Annotated in this window: 18 protein-coding genes and 1 other RNA gene; 9 read left to right on the top strand and 10 right to left on the bottom strand. The window is 60.6% G+C overall.

The features are described 5' to 3' along the window. Positions 1-138 precede the first annotated feature (138 nt). Positions 139-1,281, top strand: coding sequence for a DegT/DnrJ/EryC1/StrS family aminotransferase (locus tag BLQ41_RS06195; protein WP_090178311.1), 1,143 nt, complete (start codon positions 139-141; stop codon positions 1,279-1,281). A 52-nt stretch (positions 1,282-1,333) separates the two neighbouring features. On the opposite strand, the gene gcvH is transcribed toward BLQ41_RS06195, so the two are convergent. The 9 genes from gcvH to BLQ41_RS06150 form a co-directional block, all read right to left on the bottom strand. After that, entirely contained in the window at positions 1,334-1,717 is a 384-nt protein-coding gene (gcvH, locus tag BLQ41_RS06190) for a glycine cleavage system protein GcvH (RefSeq protein ID WP_090178308.1), read from the bottom strand. A 50-nt stretch (positions 1,718-1,767) separates the two neighbouring features. After that, complete coding sequence (gene gcvT / locus BLQ41_RS06185; RefSeq protein ID WP_090178305.1) at positions 1,768-2,850, bottom strand: glycine cleavage system aminomethyltransferase GcvT; 1,083 nt, start codon at positions 2,848-2,850, stop codon at positions 1,768-1,770. 155 nt (positions 2,851-3,005) lie between these two features. Continuing rightward, entirely contained in the window at positions 3,006-4,622 is a 1,617-nt protein-coding gene (locus BLQ41_RS06180) for an ABC transporter permease (RefSeq protein WP_090178302.1), read from the bottom strand. A gap of 140 nt (positions 4,623-4,762) precedes the next feature. Continuing rightward, entirely contained in the window at positions 4,763-5,767 is a 1,005-nt protein-coding gene (locus tag BLQ41_RS06175; RefSeq protein ID WP_090178300.1) for an extracellular solute-binding protein, read from the bottom strand. A 137-nt stretch (positions 5,768-5,904) separates the two neighbouring features. Next, on the bottom strand, positions 5,905-7,122 hold the full coding sequence (locus BLQ41_RS06170) for a 2-octaprenyl-3-methyl-6-methoxy-1,4-benzoquinol hydroxylase (protein ID WP_167360523.1): 1,218 nt from the start codon (positions 7,120-7,122) through the stop codon (positions 5,905-5,907). A gap of 9 nt (positions 7,123-7,131) precedes the next feature. Then, positions 7,132-7,617, bottom strand: a complete 486-nt coding sequence (locus tag BLQ41_RS06165) for a DUF4442 domain-containing protein (RefSeq protein ID WP_090178291.1) — start codon at positions 7,615-7,617, stop codon at positions 7,132-7,134. Next, entirely contained in the window at positions 7,610-8,797 is a 1,188-nt protein-coding gene (ubiH, locus tag BLQ41_RS06160) for a 2-octaprenyl-6-methoxyphenyl hydroxylase (RefSeq protein WP_090178287.1), read from the bottom strand. Before ubiH ends, BLQ41_RS06165 begins: the two co-directional genes overlap by 8 nt. Beyond that, positions 8,794-10,128, bottom strand: coding sequence for a Xaa-Pro aminopeptidase (gene pepP, locus BLQ41_RS06155; RefSeq protein WP_090178285.1), 1,335 nt, complete (start codon positions 10,126-10,128; stop codon positions 8,794-8,796). Before pepP ends, ubiH begins: the two co-directional genes overlap by 4 nt. Before the next feature lie 27 nt (positions 10,129-10,155). Continuing rightward, entirely contained in the window at positions 10,156-10,716 is a 561-nt protein-coding gene (locus BLQ41_RS06150) for a YecA/YgfB family protein (RefSeq protein ID WP_090178283.1), read from the bottom strand. A gap of 125 nt (positions 10,717-10,841) precedes the next feature. Between BLQ41_RS06150 and BLQ41_RS06145 the strand changes: the two genes are divergently transcribed. The 4 genes from BLQ41_RS06145 (at position 10,842) to BLQ41_RS06130 (ending at position 12,269) form a co-directional block, all read left to right on the top strand. Then, complete coding sequence (locus BLQ41_RS06145; RefSeq protein WP_003213954.1) at positions 10,842-11,051, top strand: TIGR02449 family protein; 210 nt, start codon at positions 10,842-10,844, stop codon at positions 11,049-11,051. After that, positions 11,048-11,368, top strand: coding sequence for a cell division protein ZapA (locus BLQ41_RS06140; protein WP_090178279.1), 321 nt, complete (start codon positions 11,048-11,050; stop codon positions 11,366-11,368). The genes BLQ41_RS06145 and BLQ41_RS06140 overlap by 4 nt, the downstream gene beginning before the upstream one ends. 30 nt (positions 11,369-11,398) lie before the next feature. After that, positions 11,399-11,577: non-coding RNA, 6S RNA (ssrS, locus tag BLQ41_RS06135), on the top strand. Positions 11,578-11,663: 86 nt separating this feature from the next. Then, positions 11,664-12,269, top strand: coding sequence for a 5-formyltetrahydrofolate cyclo-ligase (locus tag BLQ41_RS06130; RefSeq protein WP_090188393.1), 606 nt, complete (start codon positions 11,664-11,666; stop codon positions 12,267-12,269). A 34-nt stretch (positions 12,270-12,303) separates the two neighbouring features. On the opposite strand, the gene BLQ41_RS30640 is transcribed toward BLQ41_RS06130, so the two are convergent. Then, complete coding sequence (locus tag BLQ41_RS30640) at positions 12,304-12,456, bottom strand: hypothetical protein (protein WP_090178276.1); 153 nt, start codon at positions 12,454-12,456, stop codon at positions 12,304-12,306. 195 nt (positions 12,457-12,651) lie between these two features. Here BLQ41_RS30640 and BLQ41_RS06120 point away from each other — a divergent pair, with 195 nt between their 5' ends. The 4 genes from BLQ41_RS06120 to BLQ41_RS06105 all read left to right on the top strand — a co-directional run bounded on the left by BLQ41_RS06120 (position 12,652) and on the right by BLQ41_RS06105 (position 18,034). Then, positions 12,652-13,101 (top strand): EVE domain-containing protein, encoded by a 450-nt coding sequence (locus BLQ41_RS06120; RefSeq protein WP_090178272.1) that lies wholly within the window; start codon positions 12,652-12,654, stop codon positions 13,099-13,101. Between the two features lie 129 nt (positions 13,102-13,230). Continuing rightward, positions 13,231-14,196 (top strand): HlyD family secretion protein, encoded by a 966-nt coding sequence (locus BLQ41_RS06115; protein ID WP_090178269.1) that lies wholly within the window; start codon positions 13,231-13,233, stop codon positions 14,194-14,196. Then, a complete protein-coding gene (rbbA, locus tag BLQ41_RS06110; RefSeq protein WP_090178266.1) occupies positions 14,193-16,916 on the top strand; it encodes a ribosome-associated ATPase/putative transporter RbbA in 2,724 nt (907 codons plus the stop codon). The genes BLQ41_RS06115 and rbbA overlap by 4 nt, the downstream gene beginning before the upstream one ends. Beyond that, positions 16,916-18,034: an ABC transporter permease gene (locus tag BLQ41_RS06105; protein WP_090178264.1), complete on the top strand. Its 1,119-nt coding sequence runs from the start codon at positions 16,916-16,918 to the stop codon at positions 18,032-18,034. The genes rbbA and BLQ41_RS06105 overlap by 1 nt, the downstream gene beginning before the upstream one ends. Positions 18,035-18,249 lie beyond the last annotated feature (215 nt).

Raw genomic sequence — 18,249 nt, 5'->3', positions numbered from 1 at the left:
GACTGGCGCTCAACGTCGATGCAACACGGTCAAAGCAGCATAGCAGTCGATAATCATGCGGAGGGCGTAGCGCGGTTGGCCAATTCGCATCATCATGTTCGGCGTATGCCTTACGTCCGCTGATCGGTGTCCATACTTATGAGCCAACTGCCTTTTCTGCCCTTCTCCAAACCCACCATTGATGAGGCCACAATCGCCGCTGTCGGCGATGTCTTGCGTTCAGGCTGGATTACCAGCGGCCCCAAGGTTCAGGCCTTTGAAGCGCAACTCTCGGAATATTTCGGTGGGCGCACAGTGCGCACCTTCAACTCCGGCACCTGCACCATGGAAATCGCCTTGCGCATCGCCGGGATCGGACCGGGCGATGAAGTCATCACCACGCCGATCTCCTGGGTAGCCACCGCCAACGTGATTCTGGAGGTCGGTGCCACGCCAGTGTTTGCCGACATCGACCCGATCACTCGCAACATCGACCTGGATCAGCTTGAAGCCGCCATTACCCCGCGCACCAAAGCCATTATCCCGGTGTACCTCGCCGGGCTGCCGGTGGACATGACGCGCCTTTACGCTCTGGCTAAAAAACACGGTTTACGGGTAGTTGAAGACGCGGCCCAGGCGCTGGGCTCGAGCTGGAATGGACAGCGCATCGGCGCAACTGGCGACTTCGTGTCCTTCAGTTTCCAGGCAAACAAAAACGTCACCTCTTCGGAGGGCGGTTGCCTGGTGCTGAACACGGCCGAAGAAGTCCGACTGGCGGAAAAGTACCGATTACAGGGTGTTACCCGCACTGGTTTCGATGGGCTGGACGTGGATGTGTTGGGCGGCAAATTCAACATGACCGATGTCGCAGCGGCTATTGGCCTGGGTCAGTTTGCTCACATCGAGGCGATTACGGCTCATCGCCGTGAGCTGGCCAAGCACTATTTCGCCTGCTTTGGCGAGGACTTCGAAGCCCAATACGGCGCTCAACTGCCCCCGGCAGATTTCGAGAACAGCAATTGGCATTTATTCCAGCTGGTGCTGCCGGAGCGTAAGGATGGCCTCGCGGCACGGGCCACGTTCATGGAGCAGATGCAGGCATTGGGTGTCGGTATTGGCTATCACTACCCGCCGATTCATCTGCTGAGCCTTTACCGCGAGCGCGGATTCAAGGAAGGCATGTTTCCGGTAGCAGAACGGGTTGGGCGCCTGATTGTTTCCCTGCCGATGTTTACGGCCATGAGCAAAGCGGATGTCGAGCGATCGGTGGCAGCGGTGAAGACGGTTTTGCGAGCCGCCTGAAAAAAATCCAAAAAAAAGCCTCGAGTGATCGAGGCTTTTGTTTGTCTGGAGGTTACTCGCCGATGGCGGCTTTGTAGCCTGCAGCATCGAGCAGCTTGTCCAGATCGGCGGCGTTGTTTGGCTTCAGCTTGAAGATCCAGGCGCCGTACGGGTCGGAGTTGAGCAATTCAGGCGACCCGCTCAGTTCTTCGTTGACCGCGATCACTTCACCGGCAATCGGTGAGTAGATGTCAGAGGCGGCTTTAACCGACTCCACCACGCCGGCTTGATCTTCGGCAGCAAACACTTTGCCGACTTCGGTCAGTTCAACGAATACCACGTCGCCCAAGGCTTCCTGAGCGTGATCGCTGATGCCCACGGTAACGGTGCCATCGGCTTCCAGACGGGCCCATTCGTGACTTTCGGCAAAACGCAGGTCGGCAGGAATATCGCTCATGTTCTGTGTCCTCAAGAAAATTGTCAGCGGTCGTTGCCCGCCAAAAAAGGTTAGATCAAGGTTTTGCCATGGCGTACGAAGGTCGGTTTGACCACTCGGACCGGGTACCACTTGCCACGGATTTCCACTTCTGCGCGGTCGGCAGTTGCCATCGGCACGCGCGCCAGTGCTATCGACTTGCTAAGCGTAGGAGAGAAACTACCACTGGTGATCTCTCCTTCGCCAACATTGGCGATGCGGACCACTTGATGAGCGCGCAAAACACCACGCTCCTCAAGGACCAGACCGACCAGTTTGTGCTGAACGCCACCCGCCCGCTCGGCTTCCAGGGCAGTGCGACCGATGAACTGGCGCGTGGCCGGTTCCCAGGCAATGCTCCACGCCATGTTCGAGGCCAGTGGTGAAACGTCTTGATGAATGTCCTGGCCGTACAGGTTCATGCCGGCTTCCACGCGCAAGGTGTCGCGCGCGCCCAAGCCGATTGGTGAGATCCCGGCGCCCACCAGATCGTTGAAGAAACCCGGTGCCTGATTGGCCGGCAGGACGATTTCCAGCCCGTCTTCGCCGGTGTAACCGGTGCGCGCGATGAACCAGTCACCGTCGGCCAGCCCTTCGAAGGGCTTGAGCATCTGGATCAGGTTGCTGCGGGACTGGGTCACCAGTTCGGAGATTTTATGCCGGGCATGGGGGCCCTGAATGGCCAGCATTGCCAATTCGGAGCGCTCGTTGAGCTGCACATCGAAACCGTCGAGATGAGCCTGCATCCAGGCGAGGTCCTGATTGCGGGTGGAGGCGTTGACCACCAGCCGATAACCGTCCTCGAGACGGTAGACGATCATGTCGTCGACGATACCGCCACGCTCATTGAGCATGGTGCTGTACAAGGCACGGCCGGGGCTGTGCAGGCGCGCGACATCATTGGCCAGCAAATGCTGGAGCCAGGCTTTGGCCTGGGCGCCGCTGACATCGATCACGGTCATGTGGGATACGTCGAATACCCCGCAATCGCGGCGCACCTGATGGTGTTCCTCGACCTGCGAGCCGTAATGCAAAGGCATATCCCAACCGCCAAAATCGACCATCTTCGCGCCGAGGGCGAGATGAAGGTCATACAGAGGCGTACGCTGTCCCATGGGTTTCTCCTTCCGGGCGTGGCGAAGGTGCGGGAAGGTGCTTGACCACTGAAAGCCTTGAAATACAAGGCTTGCAGCCGATCTCAGCTACCGGGTCCGAAGGACGGACCGCACCGAATGCCGCGCATTGTAGCCTCAAGGTGTAGGACTGGCACCTAGGCGTTTCGATGCGCCGAACGTCGAATCAATCCGATGACCGGTAGAAGCCCGACCAAAACCAGGGTCAAGGCCGGCAGCGAAGCCCTCGCCCACTCCCCTTCGCTGGTCATTTCAAATATCCGTACGGCCAGCGTGTCCCAGCCAAACGGGCGCATCAGCAGGGTCGCGGGCATTTCCTTGAGCACGTCGACGAACACCAGAAGCGCTGCACTCAAGGTGCCGGGCAGCAATAACGGCAGATACACTTTGAAAAACAGTCGTGGCCCACTGACCCCAAGACTACGTGCTGCTTCGGGCAAAGATGGCCGTATTCGCGCCAGGCTGCTTTCCAGCGGCCCATAAGCCACGGCAATGAAACGCACCAGATAGGCCAGCAATAAGGCCGACAGACTGCCCAGCAGCAGCGGCTTGCCTGCTCCGCCGAGCCAGCCTGATAGCGGAATCACCAGTTCCCGGTCCAGATAACTGAACGCCAGCATGATCGACACCGCCAGCACAGAACCCGGCAGCGCATAGCCGAGATTGGCCAGGCTGACCCCGATACGGATCGCCCGGGTCGGCGCCAGGCGTCGGGCAAACGCCAGCACCAGGGCAACGCTGACGGTGATCAACGCCGCCATGCCACCCAGGTACAAAGTGTGAACGATCAGTGCGGCGTAGCGCTCATCCAGATCGAAGCGTCCGCGCTGCCAGAACCACACCATCAGTTGCAGCATCGGAATGACGAAGGCACAGGCGAACACCAAACCGCACCAGCTCATGGCAGCCACGGCTTTAAAACCGCGCAGGTGATACAGCGCCTTGACCCGTGGCCGTTCGTTACTCGCCCGATTGGCCCCGCGTGCCCTGCGTTCGCCATACAGCACCAGCATCACTACTAACAGCAACAGGCTGGCCAGTTGTGTGGCGCTGGAGAGGCTGAAGAACCCGTACCAGGTTTTGTAGATCGCGGTCGTAAACGTATCGAAGTTGAACACCGACACCGCACCGAAATCCGCCAGGGTTTCCATCAACGCCAGCGCCACACCGGCGCCGATGGCTGGGCGCGCCATCGGCAAGGCGACGCGCCAGAAGGCCTGCCACGGGGATTGTCCCAAGACCCGCGCCGCTTCCATCAAGCCTTTGCCCTGGGCCAGGAACGCGCTGCGCGCCAGCAGGTAAACATAGGGATAGAACACCAGCACCAAAACGATGATTACGCCGCCGGTGGAGCGCACTCGCGGCAGCCGCAGGCCGCTGCCGAACCATTCGCGCATCAGGGTTTGCACGGGGCCGGCGAAATCCAGCAGGCCGACAAAGACAAACGCCAGTACGTAGGCAGGAATGGCGAAGGGCAGCATCAATGCCCAATCCAGCCAGCGCCGGCCGGGGAATTCGCAGAGGCTGGTGAGCCAGGCGAGGCTGACGCCCAGCAGCGTTACGCCGACACCGACGCCAAGTACCAGGGTCAGCGTGTTGCCCAGCAAGCGCGGCATCTGGGTATCCCAGAGGTGGGACCAGATTTGATGATCGATGGTCTGCCAGGAAAGAAACAGAACACTCAGTGGCAGCAGGACCAGCGCGGCGATGGCGAAGACCAGGGGATACCAGCGGCGTTGGGCGGGGTGGGCCAAGAAAGGTCTCTCGCGGAAAATCGTGGAGTGTAGGGGTGACGCAAAAGATCGCAGCCTCGTTTCACTCGACAGCTCCTACATCGGGATGGTGTACCCCTGTAGGAGCTGTCGAGTAAAACGAGGCTGCGATCTCTTGATCTTCAGTTCCAGCCAGCCCGATCCATCATGCGAATCGCTTCGGCCTGGCGCTTGCCGGCAATTTCCACTGGCAAGGTATCCGCCACAAACTTGCCCCAGCTCGCGACTTCCGTGGAGGGCTGAACCTCAGGGTTGGCCGGGAATTCCTGGTTCACGTCAGCGAAGATCCGCTGCGCTTCAGGTGTGGTCATCCACTCGACCAAGGCTTTGGCGGCTGCTGGATGCGGTGCATGCTTGGTCAGGCCGATGCCCGACAGGTTGACGTGCACGCCACGATCACCCTGGTTCGGCCAGAACAGCTTTACCGCCAAGTCAGGTTTCTGCTTGTGCAGACGGCCGTAGTAGTACGTGTTGACGATGCCGACGTCGCACTGGCCCGCATTGATGGCTTCCAGTACCGCGATGTCGTCGGAGAAGACGTCGGTGGACAGGTTGTTAACCCAGCCCTTGAGGATCTTCTCGGTTTTGTCGGCGCCATGCACTTCGATCATGGTGGCGGTCAGGGACTGGTTGTAGACCTTCTTCGCCGTGCGCAGGCATAGGCGTCCTTCCCAGTTCTTGTCGGCCAGACCTTCGTAGGTCGTGAGCTCGCCCGGCTTCACCCGATCAGTGGAATAAGCGATGGTCCGCGCGCGCAGGCTCAAGCCGGTCCAGGCATGGGCGGAAGATCGGTATTGCAGCGGGATGTTGGCGTCGATCACCTTGGAGGTGAACGGTTGCAGGATACCCATCTGCTCGGCCTGCCAGAGGTTGCCGGCATCAACGGTGAGCAACAAGTCGGCGGTGGCGTTCTCGCCCTCGGCCTTGATGCGCTGCATCAGCGGCGCTTCCTTGTCAGTGATGAACTTCACCTGCACACCGGTTTTCGCGGTGTAGGCATCGAAGACCGGTTTGATCAGCTCGTCGATACGCGAGGAGTAAACCACCACCTCGTCAGCGGCCTGGGCAGCGGTGCTGCCAATCAGGGTCAGGGCGAGTGCGGTCAGTAGACGCTTCGGTGCCAACATGGGAGCGATCTCACGATTGAAATAATGAAGCCAAATGATAAGGACTCACATTTAGCTTCTCAATCGAACAGTTCGCGGAGGAGTTACCAGATGTTGCACGGCCAGGACAAGGAGGCACCTTCAGCCACGCAAAAATGTCAGGCCTTGGCCAGCGCCGGCAAGTCCCCGATCAACCCCAACGCCTCGCGCACAAACAGTGCCTTTGCCTCGGGCATTTGATCGACCATCTTCAAGCCAGCGTTACGCAACCAGCGAACCGGCAACGGATCGGCCTGGAACAAGCGCTCGAAGCCTTCCATCGCCGCCATCAACGCCAGGTTGTGGGGCATGCGCCGACGCTCATAGCGACTGAGCACTTTCACATCCGCCAACCGCTCGCCACGTTCTGCCGCCTGCAACAGCACTTCGGCGAGGACGGCGGCATCGAGGAAGCCCAGGTTGACGCCCTGCCCGGCCAGCGGGTGGATGGTGTGGGCGGCGTCGCCGATCAATGCCAGGCCCTCGGCCACGTACCGCTTGGCATGACGCTGGCGCAGCGGCACGCACAGACGCGGATCGGCGCTTTGGACCGTGCCGAGCCGGCCTTCAAAGGCTCGCTCAAGCTCAAGGCAGAACGCATCATCGTCCAGCTTCATCAAGCGCTCCGCTTCGCTTGGCGTGGTCGACCAGACGATCGAGCACCAATCCTGTTGACCGTCGCGGTCCAACGGTAGAAACGCCAGCGGGCCGTTGTCCGTGAAGCGCTGCCACGCAGTCATTTGATGCGGTCTGGAGCTGCGCACGCTGGTGACGATCGCGTGATGCAGATAATCCCACTCCCGCGTTGCCACGCCCGTCAGGCGCCGCACGGCTGAGTTGGCGCCATCGGCCGCAATGACCAGTGGCGCACGCAACGTACGGCCATCGGCAAGGGTCAGCAGCCAGTCATCGCCGGAACGACGCATCTGCTCAAGTCGCGCATTGGCCAGCATCCCCAGGTCGCAGTCGTGCAAACGATCGAGCAAGGCGTCCTGAACCACGCGGTTCTCGACGATATGCCCGAGCACATCGGCATGCACGCTGGCAGCCGAGAAATGGATTTGTCCGGTGCCGCTGCCGTCCCAGACATGCATGTCGGTGTACGGGCTGCTGCGCCGGTTGGCGATGCCGTCCCACACGCCGAGGCGCTCGAGAATCCGTTGGCTGGCAGCCGACAAGGCGCTCACCCGCGGCTCGAACGGCGCTTGCCCGTCGAAGGGTTTGACGCTCATCGGGCTGCCATCGAGCAGCAACACTTCCAGCCCGCTGTCCTGCAACGCCAGCGCCAAGGCGCTGCCGACCATTCCGGCCCCGACAATCAGCAGATCTGCGCGCATTTCCATGCTTTAAGCCTGTCTCGCTTGCGGCTTGCGCCGCACGTAAAGGGTTTTTCCGACACGCGCCACCAGTTGACCGGCGCCGTCATGAATATCGACCTGCAATTGCGGCAGGTATTTTTCGCCATTGGCCGTCTGCCGGCGGATCTCGTCGAGCAAGGTGTCGTCGATCGTGAAACGGGCGAATACCGGGCCTTTGCCCGGCGTGATGAAATCGATGTCGGCGGCCTTGTCCCAGACGATGTAACGGTGCCCGAGGTTTTCCATCAGCATCAGCATGAAAAACGGGTCGACCATCGAATACAGGCTGCCGCCAAACTGGGTGCCGACGTAATTGCGGTTGTACCAGCTCAAGCCCATGGACACTTTGATGTCCCGAAAATCATCACTGATGTGCTGAACCCGAACCCCGGCCCCCAGATACGGCGGGTAGAAGGTCATGAACCAGCGCATCAACCGCGCTTTGCCGAACGTGTCGGTCAGCCACTTAAGCATCGGGACGCGTACCCAGCCCCATGGCTTGTCGAGCGAACCAGCGCTTGGCCGGAGGCAGCAGATCGAGGCCGAGCAAGCCGATGTTGCGGCCCAGCGAAACCAGCGGCTGGGTGCTGCCAAACAATCGGGTGACCTGATCGGAGAAACCCACCGTGAGGTTCTGATCCAGACGCTGGCGCTCGCGGTAAGCCTGCAAGGTCGCAAAGTCGCCGGGGGCTGTCTCGCTGGCCAACAAGGCATCGGCCAATGCCTGGGCATCGCGCAGGGACAGGTTGAAACCCTGGCCGGCAATCGGGTGCAGGCTGTGGGCGGCGTTGCCAAGAATTGCCAGGTGCGGGCGCACCTGCTCTTCGGCCTCGATCAGCGTCAGCGGGTACAGATGCCGCGCGCCCACCTGTTTCAAGGTGCCCAGGCGATAACCGAACACGCCCTGCAACTCACTGAGAAAGCTGCGCTCATCGAGCGCCGCCAACCGTTGCGCGTCCATCCCCTGGCGGGTCCAGACCAGGGCGCAGCGGTTTTCCGGCAGCGGCAGCAATGCCATCGGACCGTCGTCGGTAAAACGCTCGAACGCCATGCCGTTGTGGGCTTCACTCGGGGTGATATTGGCGATCAGGGCGCTCTGGTTGTACGGGCGCTTCCTGATGCCGATCCCCAACTGCTCGCGCAGGCCGGAACGGCCGCCATCGGCCAACACCGCAAGGTCGCATTCCAGGGTGGTTTCGTCGTTGAGGGTCAGGCGATAGCCGTCGGTCAACGGCTCCATGCGTGTCACTTCTGCCGGGCAACGCCAAGTGACCACGTCCTTGTCCAGGCCTTGCCAGAGGCATTGGCCTAGCCAGGCGTTTTCCACCACATAACCTAGCGCCGGAACGCCTTCTTCCATCGCGGACAAGCGCGCGGTGGAAAAACGTCCACGGTCGGAGACATGAATCTGCTTGATCGGCTCGGCGCGACGGGAGATTTCCTGCCACACGCCCAACCGTTGATAAATCTGCTTGGCACCGTAGGACAACGCCGAAGAACGGGCGTCATAGCTCGGCTGATAAGTGTGGCCGGGAGCAAACGGTTCGATCAGTACGATCTTCCAGCCGCGTGCCTTGGCTCCGGCCTGCAGGGCCAACGCCAGACTGGCGCCCACCAGGCCGCCACCGATAATCGCCAGATTGACTCGACTCATGCCGCGTGTGCCCGTGCAGCGGCCATCAAGGCCTCGATCTCGGCGACGGTTTTCGGCACGCCGTTGGTCAGGATTTCACAACCGGTTTTGGTCACTACCACGTCGTCCTCGATGCGCACGCCAATGCCGCGCCATTTCTTCGCTACGTTCTGGTTGTCCGGAGAGATGTAGATCCCCGGTTCAACGGTCAGCGCCATGCCGACTTCCAGCACGCGCCATTCGCCGCCGACCTTGTAATCGCCGACGTCATGCACATCCATGCCCAGCCAGTGGCCGGCGCGGTGCATATAAAATGCTTTATAGGCTTCGCTGGCGATCAGCTCGTCGACGTCGCCTTGCAACAGGCCCAAGTTCACCAGACCGGCGGTAATCACCCGGACCGTGGCTTCGTGCGCCTGATTCCAGTGTTTGTTCGGGGCGATCTCGGCGAATGCGGCTTCCTGGGACGCCAGCACCAACTCGTAGATCGCCTTCTGCTCAGGTGAATACTTGCCGTTGACCGGCCAGGTGCGGGTGATGTCGCTGGCATAGCAGTCGATCTCGCAACCGGCATCGATCAGCACCAGATCGCCATCCTTGAGCACCGCGTCATTCTCCTGGTAATGCAGGATGCAGCTGTTGCGCCCCGACGCAACGATCGAACCGTACGCCGGCATCTTCGCCCCGCCCTTGCGGAACTCGTAATCGAGTTCGGCTTCGAGGCTGAACTCGTGCAGCCCGGCCCGGCTGGCCTGCATGGCGCGGATGTGCGCCTGGGCGGATATCCGCGCGGCTTCGCGCATCACCTTCACTTCTGCCGCCGATTTATACAGGCGCATGTCGTGAAGCAGATGATCCAGGGCAACGAATTCGTTCGGTGGCTGCGCGCCGAGGTGCGCTTTAGAGCGGATCACGTTGATCCAGTCCATCAGGTGACGGTCGAATTCCGGGTTGCTGCCCATGGCCGAATACACCCGGTCGCGCCCTTCGATCAGGCCCGGCAGGATGTCGTCGATGTCGGTGATCGGGAACGCGTCGTCAGCGCCGAAGTCGCGGATCGCGCCTTCCTGACCGGCACGCAGACCGTCCCACAACTCGCGCTCGGCGTTGCGTTCACGGCAGAACAGCACGTATTCGCCGTGCTCTCGGCCAGGCATCAGGACGATGACGGCTTGAGGCTCGGGGAAACCGCTGAGGTACTGGAAGTCGCTGTCCTGGCGGTAGACATGCTCGACGTCGCGGTTGCGGATGGCCACCGCGGCGGCGGGCAGGATGGCAATGCTGTTGGGTTCCATCTGCGCCATCAAGGCCTTGCGGCGACGGCTGTATTCCGATTTCGGGATATGAATCATGGGCAGATGGCTTTCCCTGGCAAACGATTAATGCAGCGACGGTTTGGCCGCGGCCGGCGCATCTGCTTTTTTGGTCTCGGAGAACAGCAGCAACGGTGCAACCCGCAGGTATTCCATCACTTCCATGTAGTCGCTTTCACCGTCCTCGGACTCTTCCAGGGCATCTTGCACCTGGGAAATCGCTGCCAGGTCCTGCAACACTTCGGTGGCCTCGGTGCTCAGCATGCTGCTGTCACGGCAGTTAAGGCCGAAACCGCTGAGGAAACCCTGGCACCATTGGCCCAGTGCAACGGCACGGTCAGCCAGCGGTTCGTCATCGGTCGGCAGCAGCAGAACAACGGTCACGTCGTCGCCTGTGAGCTCACCCTTGACCATCTCCTGCAAGCCGATCAGGGCGTTGCGGACATTGTCCTGTGGCTCGTTTTCGAGCAGTTCGGCAGCATCAACCAGCCATCCTTCGGCGTCGAAGCCTGCACCGGCGCAACTGCGACCGAGCAACAGGCCGTGCAGTTCGGCAGGCGAGACGTTATGACCGCTGGAAGTCAGCAGGGTGGCGAAGGCTTGATACGGAGAATTCTGAATGGGCATGGGCAGCTAGGCGCCAGACGGCGCTATGTCTAGAATGAAGGCCTTGTATCCTACATCGACAGACTCGCCAAGACTATTAAAGGCTGTCCGCCCGTTACCACCCATCAGACTATTCAGTGGACACAATGGAAGACACCGACCTGCAAGCGCTGATGGCAAGACTCGAACTGCTAATTAATCGGGTCGAGCAACTAAAGAGTCAAAACGGACTCCTATTAGCTCAGGAAAAAACCTGGCGCGAGGAACGCGCTCACCTCATTGAAAAGAACGAAATCGCCCGGCGTAAGGTCGAATCAATGATTTCGCGCCTCAAGGCCCTGGAGCAAGACTCATGAGTTCAAGCAATAGCGTTACCGTGCAGATCCTCGATAAAGAATATTCGATCATCTGCCCGCAAGAGGAGCGCAGCAATCTGGTGAGCGCCGCCCGTTATCTGGACGGCAAGATGCGCGAAATCCGCAGCAGCGGCAAAGTCATCGGCGCCGACCGTATTGCCGTGATGGCCGCACTGAACATCACCCACGATCTTCTGCACAACAAAGAAGAACGCCCGGATGTGCAGGCCAGCGGCTCGACCCGCGAGCAGGTTCGCGACCTGCTCGATCGCGTCGATCTGGTGCTCGCCACTGATCCGGATGTCACCAAGGGCTGATTCGGCGGACGGCTTGGGTTATACTCGCATCACTCCCTGGGGTGCTTGCCAGTTGACCACGTCCCTGAGCCGATTCGCACTACCCTGGAAGTTGCACGTTGGGCTGGTGTGCATGTCCGCTAGACGGAAAGCCTTAAAGCCTACTGCTTCTTCCACCTTGAACTTTCGGGTTCAAGGGCTAAGTCAGCAGCGGTTCATCCGGGGAGCCTGATTTGTGTCCGATGCCGGTTTAATTACCGGCATCGGCTTTTTTACGGGTACGCTTTATGTACTCGTCCTGCCGAAGCCTGAATCCATGAACGAACCTGCGCTGCTACCCCGCCCGCAACTTCGACGCATGCTGCGCAAGGCCCGCCGCGCACTGACGCCCAGTCAGCAACGCCAGGCAGCTCGCGGGTTGTACAAGCAACTGGCCCAGCAGCCATTGTTTCGCCGCGCAAAACACATCTCCCTGTATCTGCCCACCGACGGTGAAATCGATCCGCGCCTGTTGCTGCGCGCCGCGCAACGCCGGGGCAAGGCGACGTATCTGCCGGTGCTCAGTGCCTGGCCGCGGACCAAAATGGTGTTCCAGCGAATCCGTCCCGGCGAGACACTCAAACCCAACCGTTTCCGCATTCTTGAACCCCGGGCCAATATCGCCCGGCAACGCAAGGTATGGGCGCTGGACCTGGTACTGCTGCCATTGGTAGGGTTTGACGACGTCGGCGGACGTCTCGGCATGGGCGGTGGCTTCTACGATCGAAGCCTGGCCTATATGGCGCGCCGCCAAACCTGGCGCAAGCCAACGCTGCTGGGACTGGCCCATGAATGTCAGAAAGTCGAACGATTGGCTCAAGCGAGCTGGGATGTGCCGTTGCAAGGAACGGTGACAGACAGGTCGTGGTATTTCGCAGGCTAGACGCCACTGGTATCAGCGGCGTCCAAAGACGGGTTCAGCGCTTGAATGCCGAGGGTGTTTTTTGCTGGGCGATTTCGATTGGCGCGTCAGTCTTGTTGCTCCACAAGCTTTGGGCATAGCCAGTGGTCACGACGCCGAGGCCGAACAAAATAACCAAAATCCATAGTAAATCCGGTTTGCGTTTCATCGATAGCCCCCCAAAGGCACATCAACACGATGACAGCAGCGGTTTCCGTTGTAGGCCGTGCAGCAGCGTCAAGCTTAGAAGGCCGGCATTTTGCGACAACGTGAACTGACACGCAAACGCTGGCGTCAACCGACCGTCGGTTTGTCATAAAATTGCCGGACAACTTGCCCACCGACCTCGCAAGGAGCAAAAACGATGGCCTACTGGCTGATGAAATCCGAACCCGACGAGCTCTCGATCAAAGACCTCGAGAAGCTGGGTCGAGCGCGCTGGGACGGGGTTCGCAACTATCAGGCGCGCAACTTTTTGCGTGCAATGGCGGTGGGCGACGAGTTTTTCTTCTATCACTCCAGCTGCCCCGAGCCCGGGATTGCCGGAATCGGCAAGATTGTCGAAGCCGCGTATCCGGACCCGACGGCACTGGAGCCCGAAAGTCATTACTACGACCCGAAGGCCAGCGCAGAAAAAAACGCCTGGAGCGCCATTGATGTCGCGCATGTCGAGACGTTCGCCAAGGTGTTGAAGCTCGATTATCTGAAGCAGCAGACGGCGTTGGAGCAGATGCCGCTGGTGCAGAAAGGCTCTAGATTGTCGGTCATGCCGGTGACCGCCGAGCAGTGGGCGGCCGTTCTCGATCTACGCTAAAAAATCTAAACTACTTCGCCATCACTTTTGCGCGCGGAACCGGGTTAGCCTGTGTCCCAGTTGACTGGCATCAACTCGCCCCGGCGTTTGCTCTGCCAGACTAGGACGCTATAGCCGCAGGATGCCAGCATGTCGACACACAGCCGCTCTTCGATTCTTTTCGCCAGTTCTTTGCTGGTTTTACTGCTGGCCGCCGGGGGCTTCGGTTACTGGAAGTCGATGCATGACCGGTTGCCCGAAGGTTTGTATGTCGGCAACGGCCGGCTCGAGGCCACGGAAGTGCAGATCGCCAGCAAAACACCTGGCCGACTGGCCGAAGTGCTGGTCAATGAAGGCGATAAGGTCAGCAAAGGCCAACTGCTGGCCCGGATGGACACCCGCACACTAGAAGCCCAGCGTGATCAGGCGCAAGCCGAGGTGTTGCGCGCCCGGGAAAACCTCTCCGCCGCCCAGGCCAACGTGCAACTGCGCCAGAGTGAGCAACTGCTCGCTCAACAGGAACTCAAACGGTCTCAGGAACTGTTCAAACACGGTTTCGTAAGCGGCCAGATCATTGATCAGCAACAAGCCCGCCTGGACACCGGCGGTGCAGCCGTCGCAGCGGCCCGAGCGCAAGTCTCGGCGGTCGGCGCAGCGATCGGAGCGGCGCAGGCCCAAGTTGCCATGTTGACCAGCGAAATCGATGACAGCAGCCTGCGCGCGCCCATCGACGGGGTGATCCAGTTGCGCATGGCCGAACCCGGCGAAGTGCTGGGCGCCGGCGGACGGGTGCTGTTGCTGATCGACCCCAGCGACCAATACATGAACCTTTACCTCTCGGCCTCCATCACCGGACGCCTGGCGGTCGGCGAAGAAGCGCGGATCCTCCTCGACGCCCTGCCCGACCATCCACTGCCGGCAAAAATCAGCTTCGTCGCGGCCAAGTCGCAATTCACCCCCAAGGAAGTCGAGACGCGCGACGAGCGGCAAAAACTGGTGTTTCGCGTCAAGTTGCGCCTGACCGATCCGAGCGCCCTGCCCCAGGCTAAACCGGGCATGCCGGGCGCCGGTTACGTGCGCACTGCGCCGATCAACTGGCCGGCCAACCTGCAATGACCGTCCTGGCGCTGCAAGCGACCGGCATCAACCACCGTTACGGCAAGCAGCACGCGCTCAGTGACATCCAGTTCAGCCTGCCGGCGGGCACCCGCTGCGGGTTGATCGGGCCCGATGGGGCCGGCAAGTCGAGCTTGCTGGGACTGATCGCAGGCGTAAAAACCCTGCAGGACGGTCAACTGGAAGTGTTGGGTGGCTCGATCCAGGATCGCCGTCACCGCACAAGTCTCTATGCCCGAATCGCCTTCATGCCCCAAGGCTTGGGCGGCAACCTTTACCCTGATTTGTCGATCAGCGAAAACATCCACTTTTTCGCCACCCTGTTCGGCCTGTCGAAAGCCGAATTCGATGAGCGCATGCACAGCCTGTTGCTGGCCACCGATTTGCTGCGGTTCGCCGATCGCCCGGCGGGCAAGCTGTCAGGCGGCATGAAACAGAAACTCGGGCTGTGTTGCGCGTTGATCCATGAGCCGGACCTGCTGATTCTCGACGAACCGACGACCGGCGTAGACCCCTTGTCCCGCCGACGCTTCTGGGAGTTGGTCGACGACGTTCGCCGCCAACGCCCGCAACTGACGTTGCTGGTCGCCACCGCGTATATGGAAGAAGCCGAGCAATTTGAACATTGCCTGATGCTCGACGGCGGCAAACTGATTGCCACGGGACTGAGCAGCGAATTGGCCGCCGCGACGCCCAGCGGCAAACTCGACGAAGCGTTCACTCACTTTCAAGGCGCCAGCGGCCACGACAATCTGCCGCTGGTGATACCACCCAGGACCGGCGCCAGCACGGACATCGCCATCGAGGCCCACGGCCTGACCTTGCGTTTCGGCGATTTCACCGCAGTGGATAACGTCAGCTTCGCCATCGGGCGCGGTGAGATTTTCGGATTTCTCGGCTCCAACGGCTGCGGCAAGACCACTACCATGAAAGTCCTCACCGGGTTGATGCCCGCCACTGAAGGCAGCGCCACCCTGCTGGGCAATCCGGTAAACGCCAAGGACCTGGCCACCCGCAAACGGGTCGGTTTCATGTCCCAGAGTTTCTCGCTGTATGGCGAACTCAGCGTGCGACAGAACCTGGACTTGCATGCGCGACTGTTCGATTTGCCCAAGACCGACAGCGCCCGACGCATTGATGAACTCATCCAACGCTTCAACCTGGACAGCGTCGCCGATCAGCCGTCCGGCGCGCTGCCCCTGGGTTTGCGTCAGCGACTGTCGCTGGCCGTGGCGGTATTGCATCGCCCGGAAGTGCTGATCCTCGACGAACCAACTTCCGGCGTGGATCCGGCCGCGCGAGACGACTTTTGGCGGTTGCTGATCGAACTGTCTCGCGAGCAAGGCGTGACCATTTTCCTCTCCACGCATTTCATGAATGAAGCCCAACGCTGCGACCGTATCTCGTTCATGCACGCTGGCAAGGTGCTGGCCTGTGACACCCCGGCGGCTTTGCAACAACAGTTCAAGGGTGAAACGCTGGAAGCCGCGTTTGTCACTTGCCTGGAACAGGCCCAAGGTTCAAGCGAAACACCGACGCCTGCGGCGCCCGCCGAAGCCACCGTCGCACCACCCCCGCCGATGAAGGAGCGTGGTTTCAGTTTCGCACGCCTGGTGGCAGTGGCCAGCCGTGAAGCCAAGGAGTTGCTGCGCGATAAAGTGCGGATGGCGTTCGCCTTGCTCGGGGCGATCTTCATGATGGTGATCTTCGGCTACGGGATTTCCCTGGACGTGGAGAAACTCGCTTTCGCCGTGTTCGATCAGGACCAGACGCCGCAAAGCCGCACCTATCTGGAAGCGTTCCGCAGCTCGCGATACTTCGCCGAACAAGCGCCGATTCGCGACACGAAGGAGCTGCATCGACGCCTTCAACGCTCGGAAATCAAATTGGCGCTGGAAGTACCGCCAGGTTTTGGCCGGGACTTGTACGCCGGACGTCAACCGGCCGTGGCAGCCTGGCTCGATGGCGGCATGCCGTTTCGGGCGGAGACCAGCCGCAATTACGTGGAGGCGGTGCATCAGGCCAACATTGAACAGCTGGCCGAACAGAGCAGCCCTGCGCTGAATCGACAAGCCGCGGCCTCACTGCAAACCCGATTCCGCTACAACCAGGATGTCGTCAGCGTTAACGCCATCGGTCCCGGGGTGATGGCGCTGATTCTCGCCTTCATTCCGGCCATGCTCACTGCACTGGGAATCGTGCGGGAAAAAGAGCTGGGGTCGATCACCAACTTCTACGCCACGCCGCTGACACGCCTGGAGTTCCTGCTCGGTAAACAAGCGCCCTACCTGGCGGTCAGCCTGATCAACCTGGCCGTGCTGACGGCCATGAACCGCTGGTTGTTCGGCGTACCGTTCAAGGGCAGCGGCCTGACCCTGGCCTTCGGTGGGCTGCTGTATGTGCTGGCAACCACTAGCATGGGCCTGCTGATCTCGGCATTCACCCGCACCCAGATCGCCGCCATCCTCGGCACGATGATCATCACCAGCCTGCCGACTATCCAGTTTTCCGGGCTGATCGTGCCACGCTCCTCCCTGGAAGGCGCCGCCGCAGTGATGGGGATGTTGTTTCCGGCCGGCTATTTTCTCGATATCGCCGTCGGCACCTTCACCAAAGCGCTCGACCTGCGACAGTTATGGCCTCAGTGCCTGGCGCTGTTCGGGTTCTTTCTCGCCTTCACCGGGCTGAGCCTGGTGATGCTGAAAAAGCAGGAGGCCTGATGCACAAGCTTGCGCATATTTTTCGGCTCGGCCTCAAGGAGCTGACCAGCCTGCGGCATGACAGCGTGTTGCTGGTGTTCCTGTTCTATGCCTTTACCGTGGCGATCTACATGCCGGCCGCCGGTTCGGTGATTGGCGTGCACAACGCCAGCGTCGCGATGGTGGACGAAGATCACAGCCACCTGTCACGCCAACTGGCGCAAGCCCTGCAACCGCCGGAGTTCCAACGACCGGTGCTGCTGCCTTACGGGCAACTCGATCAGGTCATGGACAGCGGGAAATACACCTTCGTGATCAATGTGCCGGTGAATTTCCAGGCGGATCTGTTGGCCGGTCGCCAACCGGCGGTACAAGTGAACGTAGATGCCACGGCCATGAGCCAGGCGTTCATGGGCGCGGGTTACATCGGGCGGATCTTCCAGCGCGAGCTGCTCAATTACGGTGGGCAAAACGATCCCGCCAGCCAGGCACCGGTCCTGCTGACTACTCGCTCGCTGTTCAATACCAATCTGGAGGGTGGCTGGTTCCTGGCGGTGATTCAGATCGTCAACAACATCACCATCCTGGCCATCATCCTGACCGGCACGGCACTGCTGCGCGAGCGTGAACATGGCACCCTCGATCACTTGCTGGTGCTGCCGTTGACCGCGTTGGAAATCATGCTGGCGAAAATCTGGAGCAACATGCTGGTGGTCGTGGTATGCACCTGGATTTCGCTGGAAGTGATCGTCAAGGGCGCATTGGGCGTGCCATTGGCGGGCTCGATGAGCCTGTTTTTGATGGTCACCGCGGTTTATCTGTTCGCCAGTACGGCGCTGGGAATTTTCCTCGCGACCCTGGCCCGCTCGACGCCGCAATTCGGCCTGCTGGCCATTCCGGTAATCATTCCGATGCTGTTGCTGTCCGGTGGCAGCACGCCGCTCGACAGCATGCCGCAATGGCTGCAATGGGTGATGCAGGGTTCGCCATCAACGCATTTCGTCAGCCTTGGCGCCGCCATTCTGTTTCGCGACGCCGGGCTGAGTGTGGTCTGGCCGGACCTGTTGGCATTGACTGCTATTGGGCTGCTGTTCTTTGCGATTGCGTTGATGCGGTTTCGCAAGAGCCTGGCGTCTTGAATGGTGGCGGTTTTGGGGTTGGGGTTGGGGTTGGGTACATATCCGTTTCTGCGGTCACGGCGGCTATTGGTTCCGCCTTTACGGCGGGTCACTTGGAAGAGCGCCAAGTAACCAAGCGCCAGCGCCCCTGACGTACGGTGCCTCGCTGTGGCTCGGCATTCCCGCACTCCGGTCCTGCTCCGTGGGCCCGCCGCCATCGGCCATCCATGGCCGGG

It is taken from the genome of Pseudomonas arsenicoxydans (assembly GCF_900103875.1).
Taxonomy (GTDB): Bacteria; Pseudomonadota; Gammaproteobacteria; order Pseudomonadales; family Pseudomonadaceae; genus Aquipseudomonas; species Aquipseudomonas arsenicoxydans.
This window is presented reverse-complemented; position numbering and strand designations above follow the sequence as displayed.

What these genes read in the sequence shown, in the direction of transcription:
- BLQ41_RS06195 (WP_090178311.1), top strand. Translation starts at nt 139, where the DNA reads ATGAGCCAACTGCCTTTTCTGCCCTTCTCCAAACCCACCATTGATGAG.
- gcvH (WP_090178308.1), bottom strand. Translation starts at nt 1,717, where the DNA reads ATGAGCGATATTCCTGCCGACCTGCGTTTTGCCGAAAGTCACGAATGG.
- gcvT (WP_090178305.1), bottom strand. Translation starts at nt 2,850, where the DNA reads ATGGGACAGCGTACGCCTCTGTATGACCTTCATCTCGCCCTCGGCGCG.
- BLQ41_RS06175 (WP_090178300.1), bottom strand. Translation starts at nt 5,767, where the DNA reads ATGTTGGCACCGAAGCGTCTACTGACCGCACTCGCCCTGACCCTGATT.
- BLQ41_RS06170 (WP_167360523.1), bottom strand. Translation starts at nt 7,122, where the DNA reads ATGCGCGCAGATCTGCTGATTGTCGGGGCCGGAATGGTCGGCAGCGCC.
- BLQ41_RS06165 (WP_090178291.1), bottom strand. Translation starts at nt 7,617, where the DNA reads ATGCTTAAGTGGCTGACCGACACGTTCGGCAAAGCGCGGTTGATGCGC.
- ubiH (WP_090178287.1), bottom strand. Translation starts at nt 8,797, where the DNA reads ATGAGTCGAGTCAATCTGGCGATTATCGGTGGCGGCCTGGTGGGCGCC.
- pepP (WP_090178285.1), bottom strand. Translation starts at nt 10,128, where the DNA reads ATGATTCATATCCCGAAATCGGAATACAGCCGTCGCCGCAAGGCCTTG.
- BLQ41_RS06150 (WP_090178283.1), bottom strand. Translation starts at nt 10,716, where the DNA reads ATGCCCATTCAGAATTCTCCGTATCAAGCCTTCGCCACCCTGCTGACT.
- BLQ41_RS06145 (WP_003213954.1), top strand. Translation starts at nt 10,842, where the DNA reads ATGGAAGACACCGACCTGCAAGCGCTGATGGCAAGACTCGAACTGCTA.
- BLQ41_RS06140 (WP_090178279.1), top strand. Translation starts at nt 11,048, where the DNA reads ATGAGTTCAAGCAATAGCGTTACCGTGCAGATCCTCGATAAAGAATAT.
- BLQ41_RS06130 (WP_090188393.1), top strand. Translation starts at nt 11,664, where the DNA reads ATGAACGAACCTGCGCTGCTACCCCGCCCGCAACTTCGACGCATGCTG.
- BLQ41_RS30640 (WP_090178276.1), bottom strand. Translation starts at nt 12,456, where the DNA reads ATGAAACGCAAACCGGATTTACTATGGATTTTGGTTATTTTGTTCGGC.
- BLQ41_RS06120 (WP_090178272.1), top strand. Translation starts at nt 12,652, where the DNA reads ATGGCCTACTGGCTGATGAAATCCGAACCCGACGAGCTCTCGATCAAA.
- BLQ41_RS06115 (WP_090178269.1), top strand. Translation starts at nt 13,231, where the DNA reads ATGTCGACACACAGCCGCTCTTCGATTCTTTTCGCCAGTTCTTTGCTG.
- rbbA (WP_090178266.1), top strand. Translation starts at nt 14,193, where the DNA reads ATGACCGTCCTGGCGCTGCAAGCGACCGGCATCAACCACCGTTACGGC.
- BLQ41_RS06105 (WP_090178264.1), top strand. Translation starts at nt 16,916, where the DNA reads ATGCACAAGCTTGCGCATATTTTTCGGCTCGGCCTCAAGGAGCTGACC.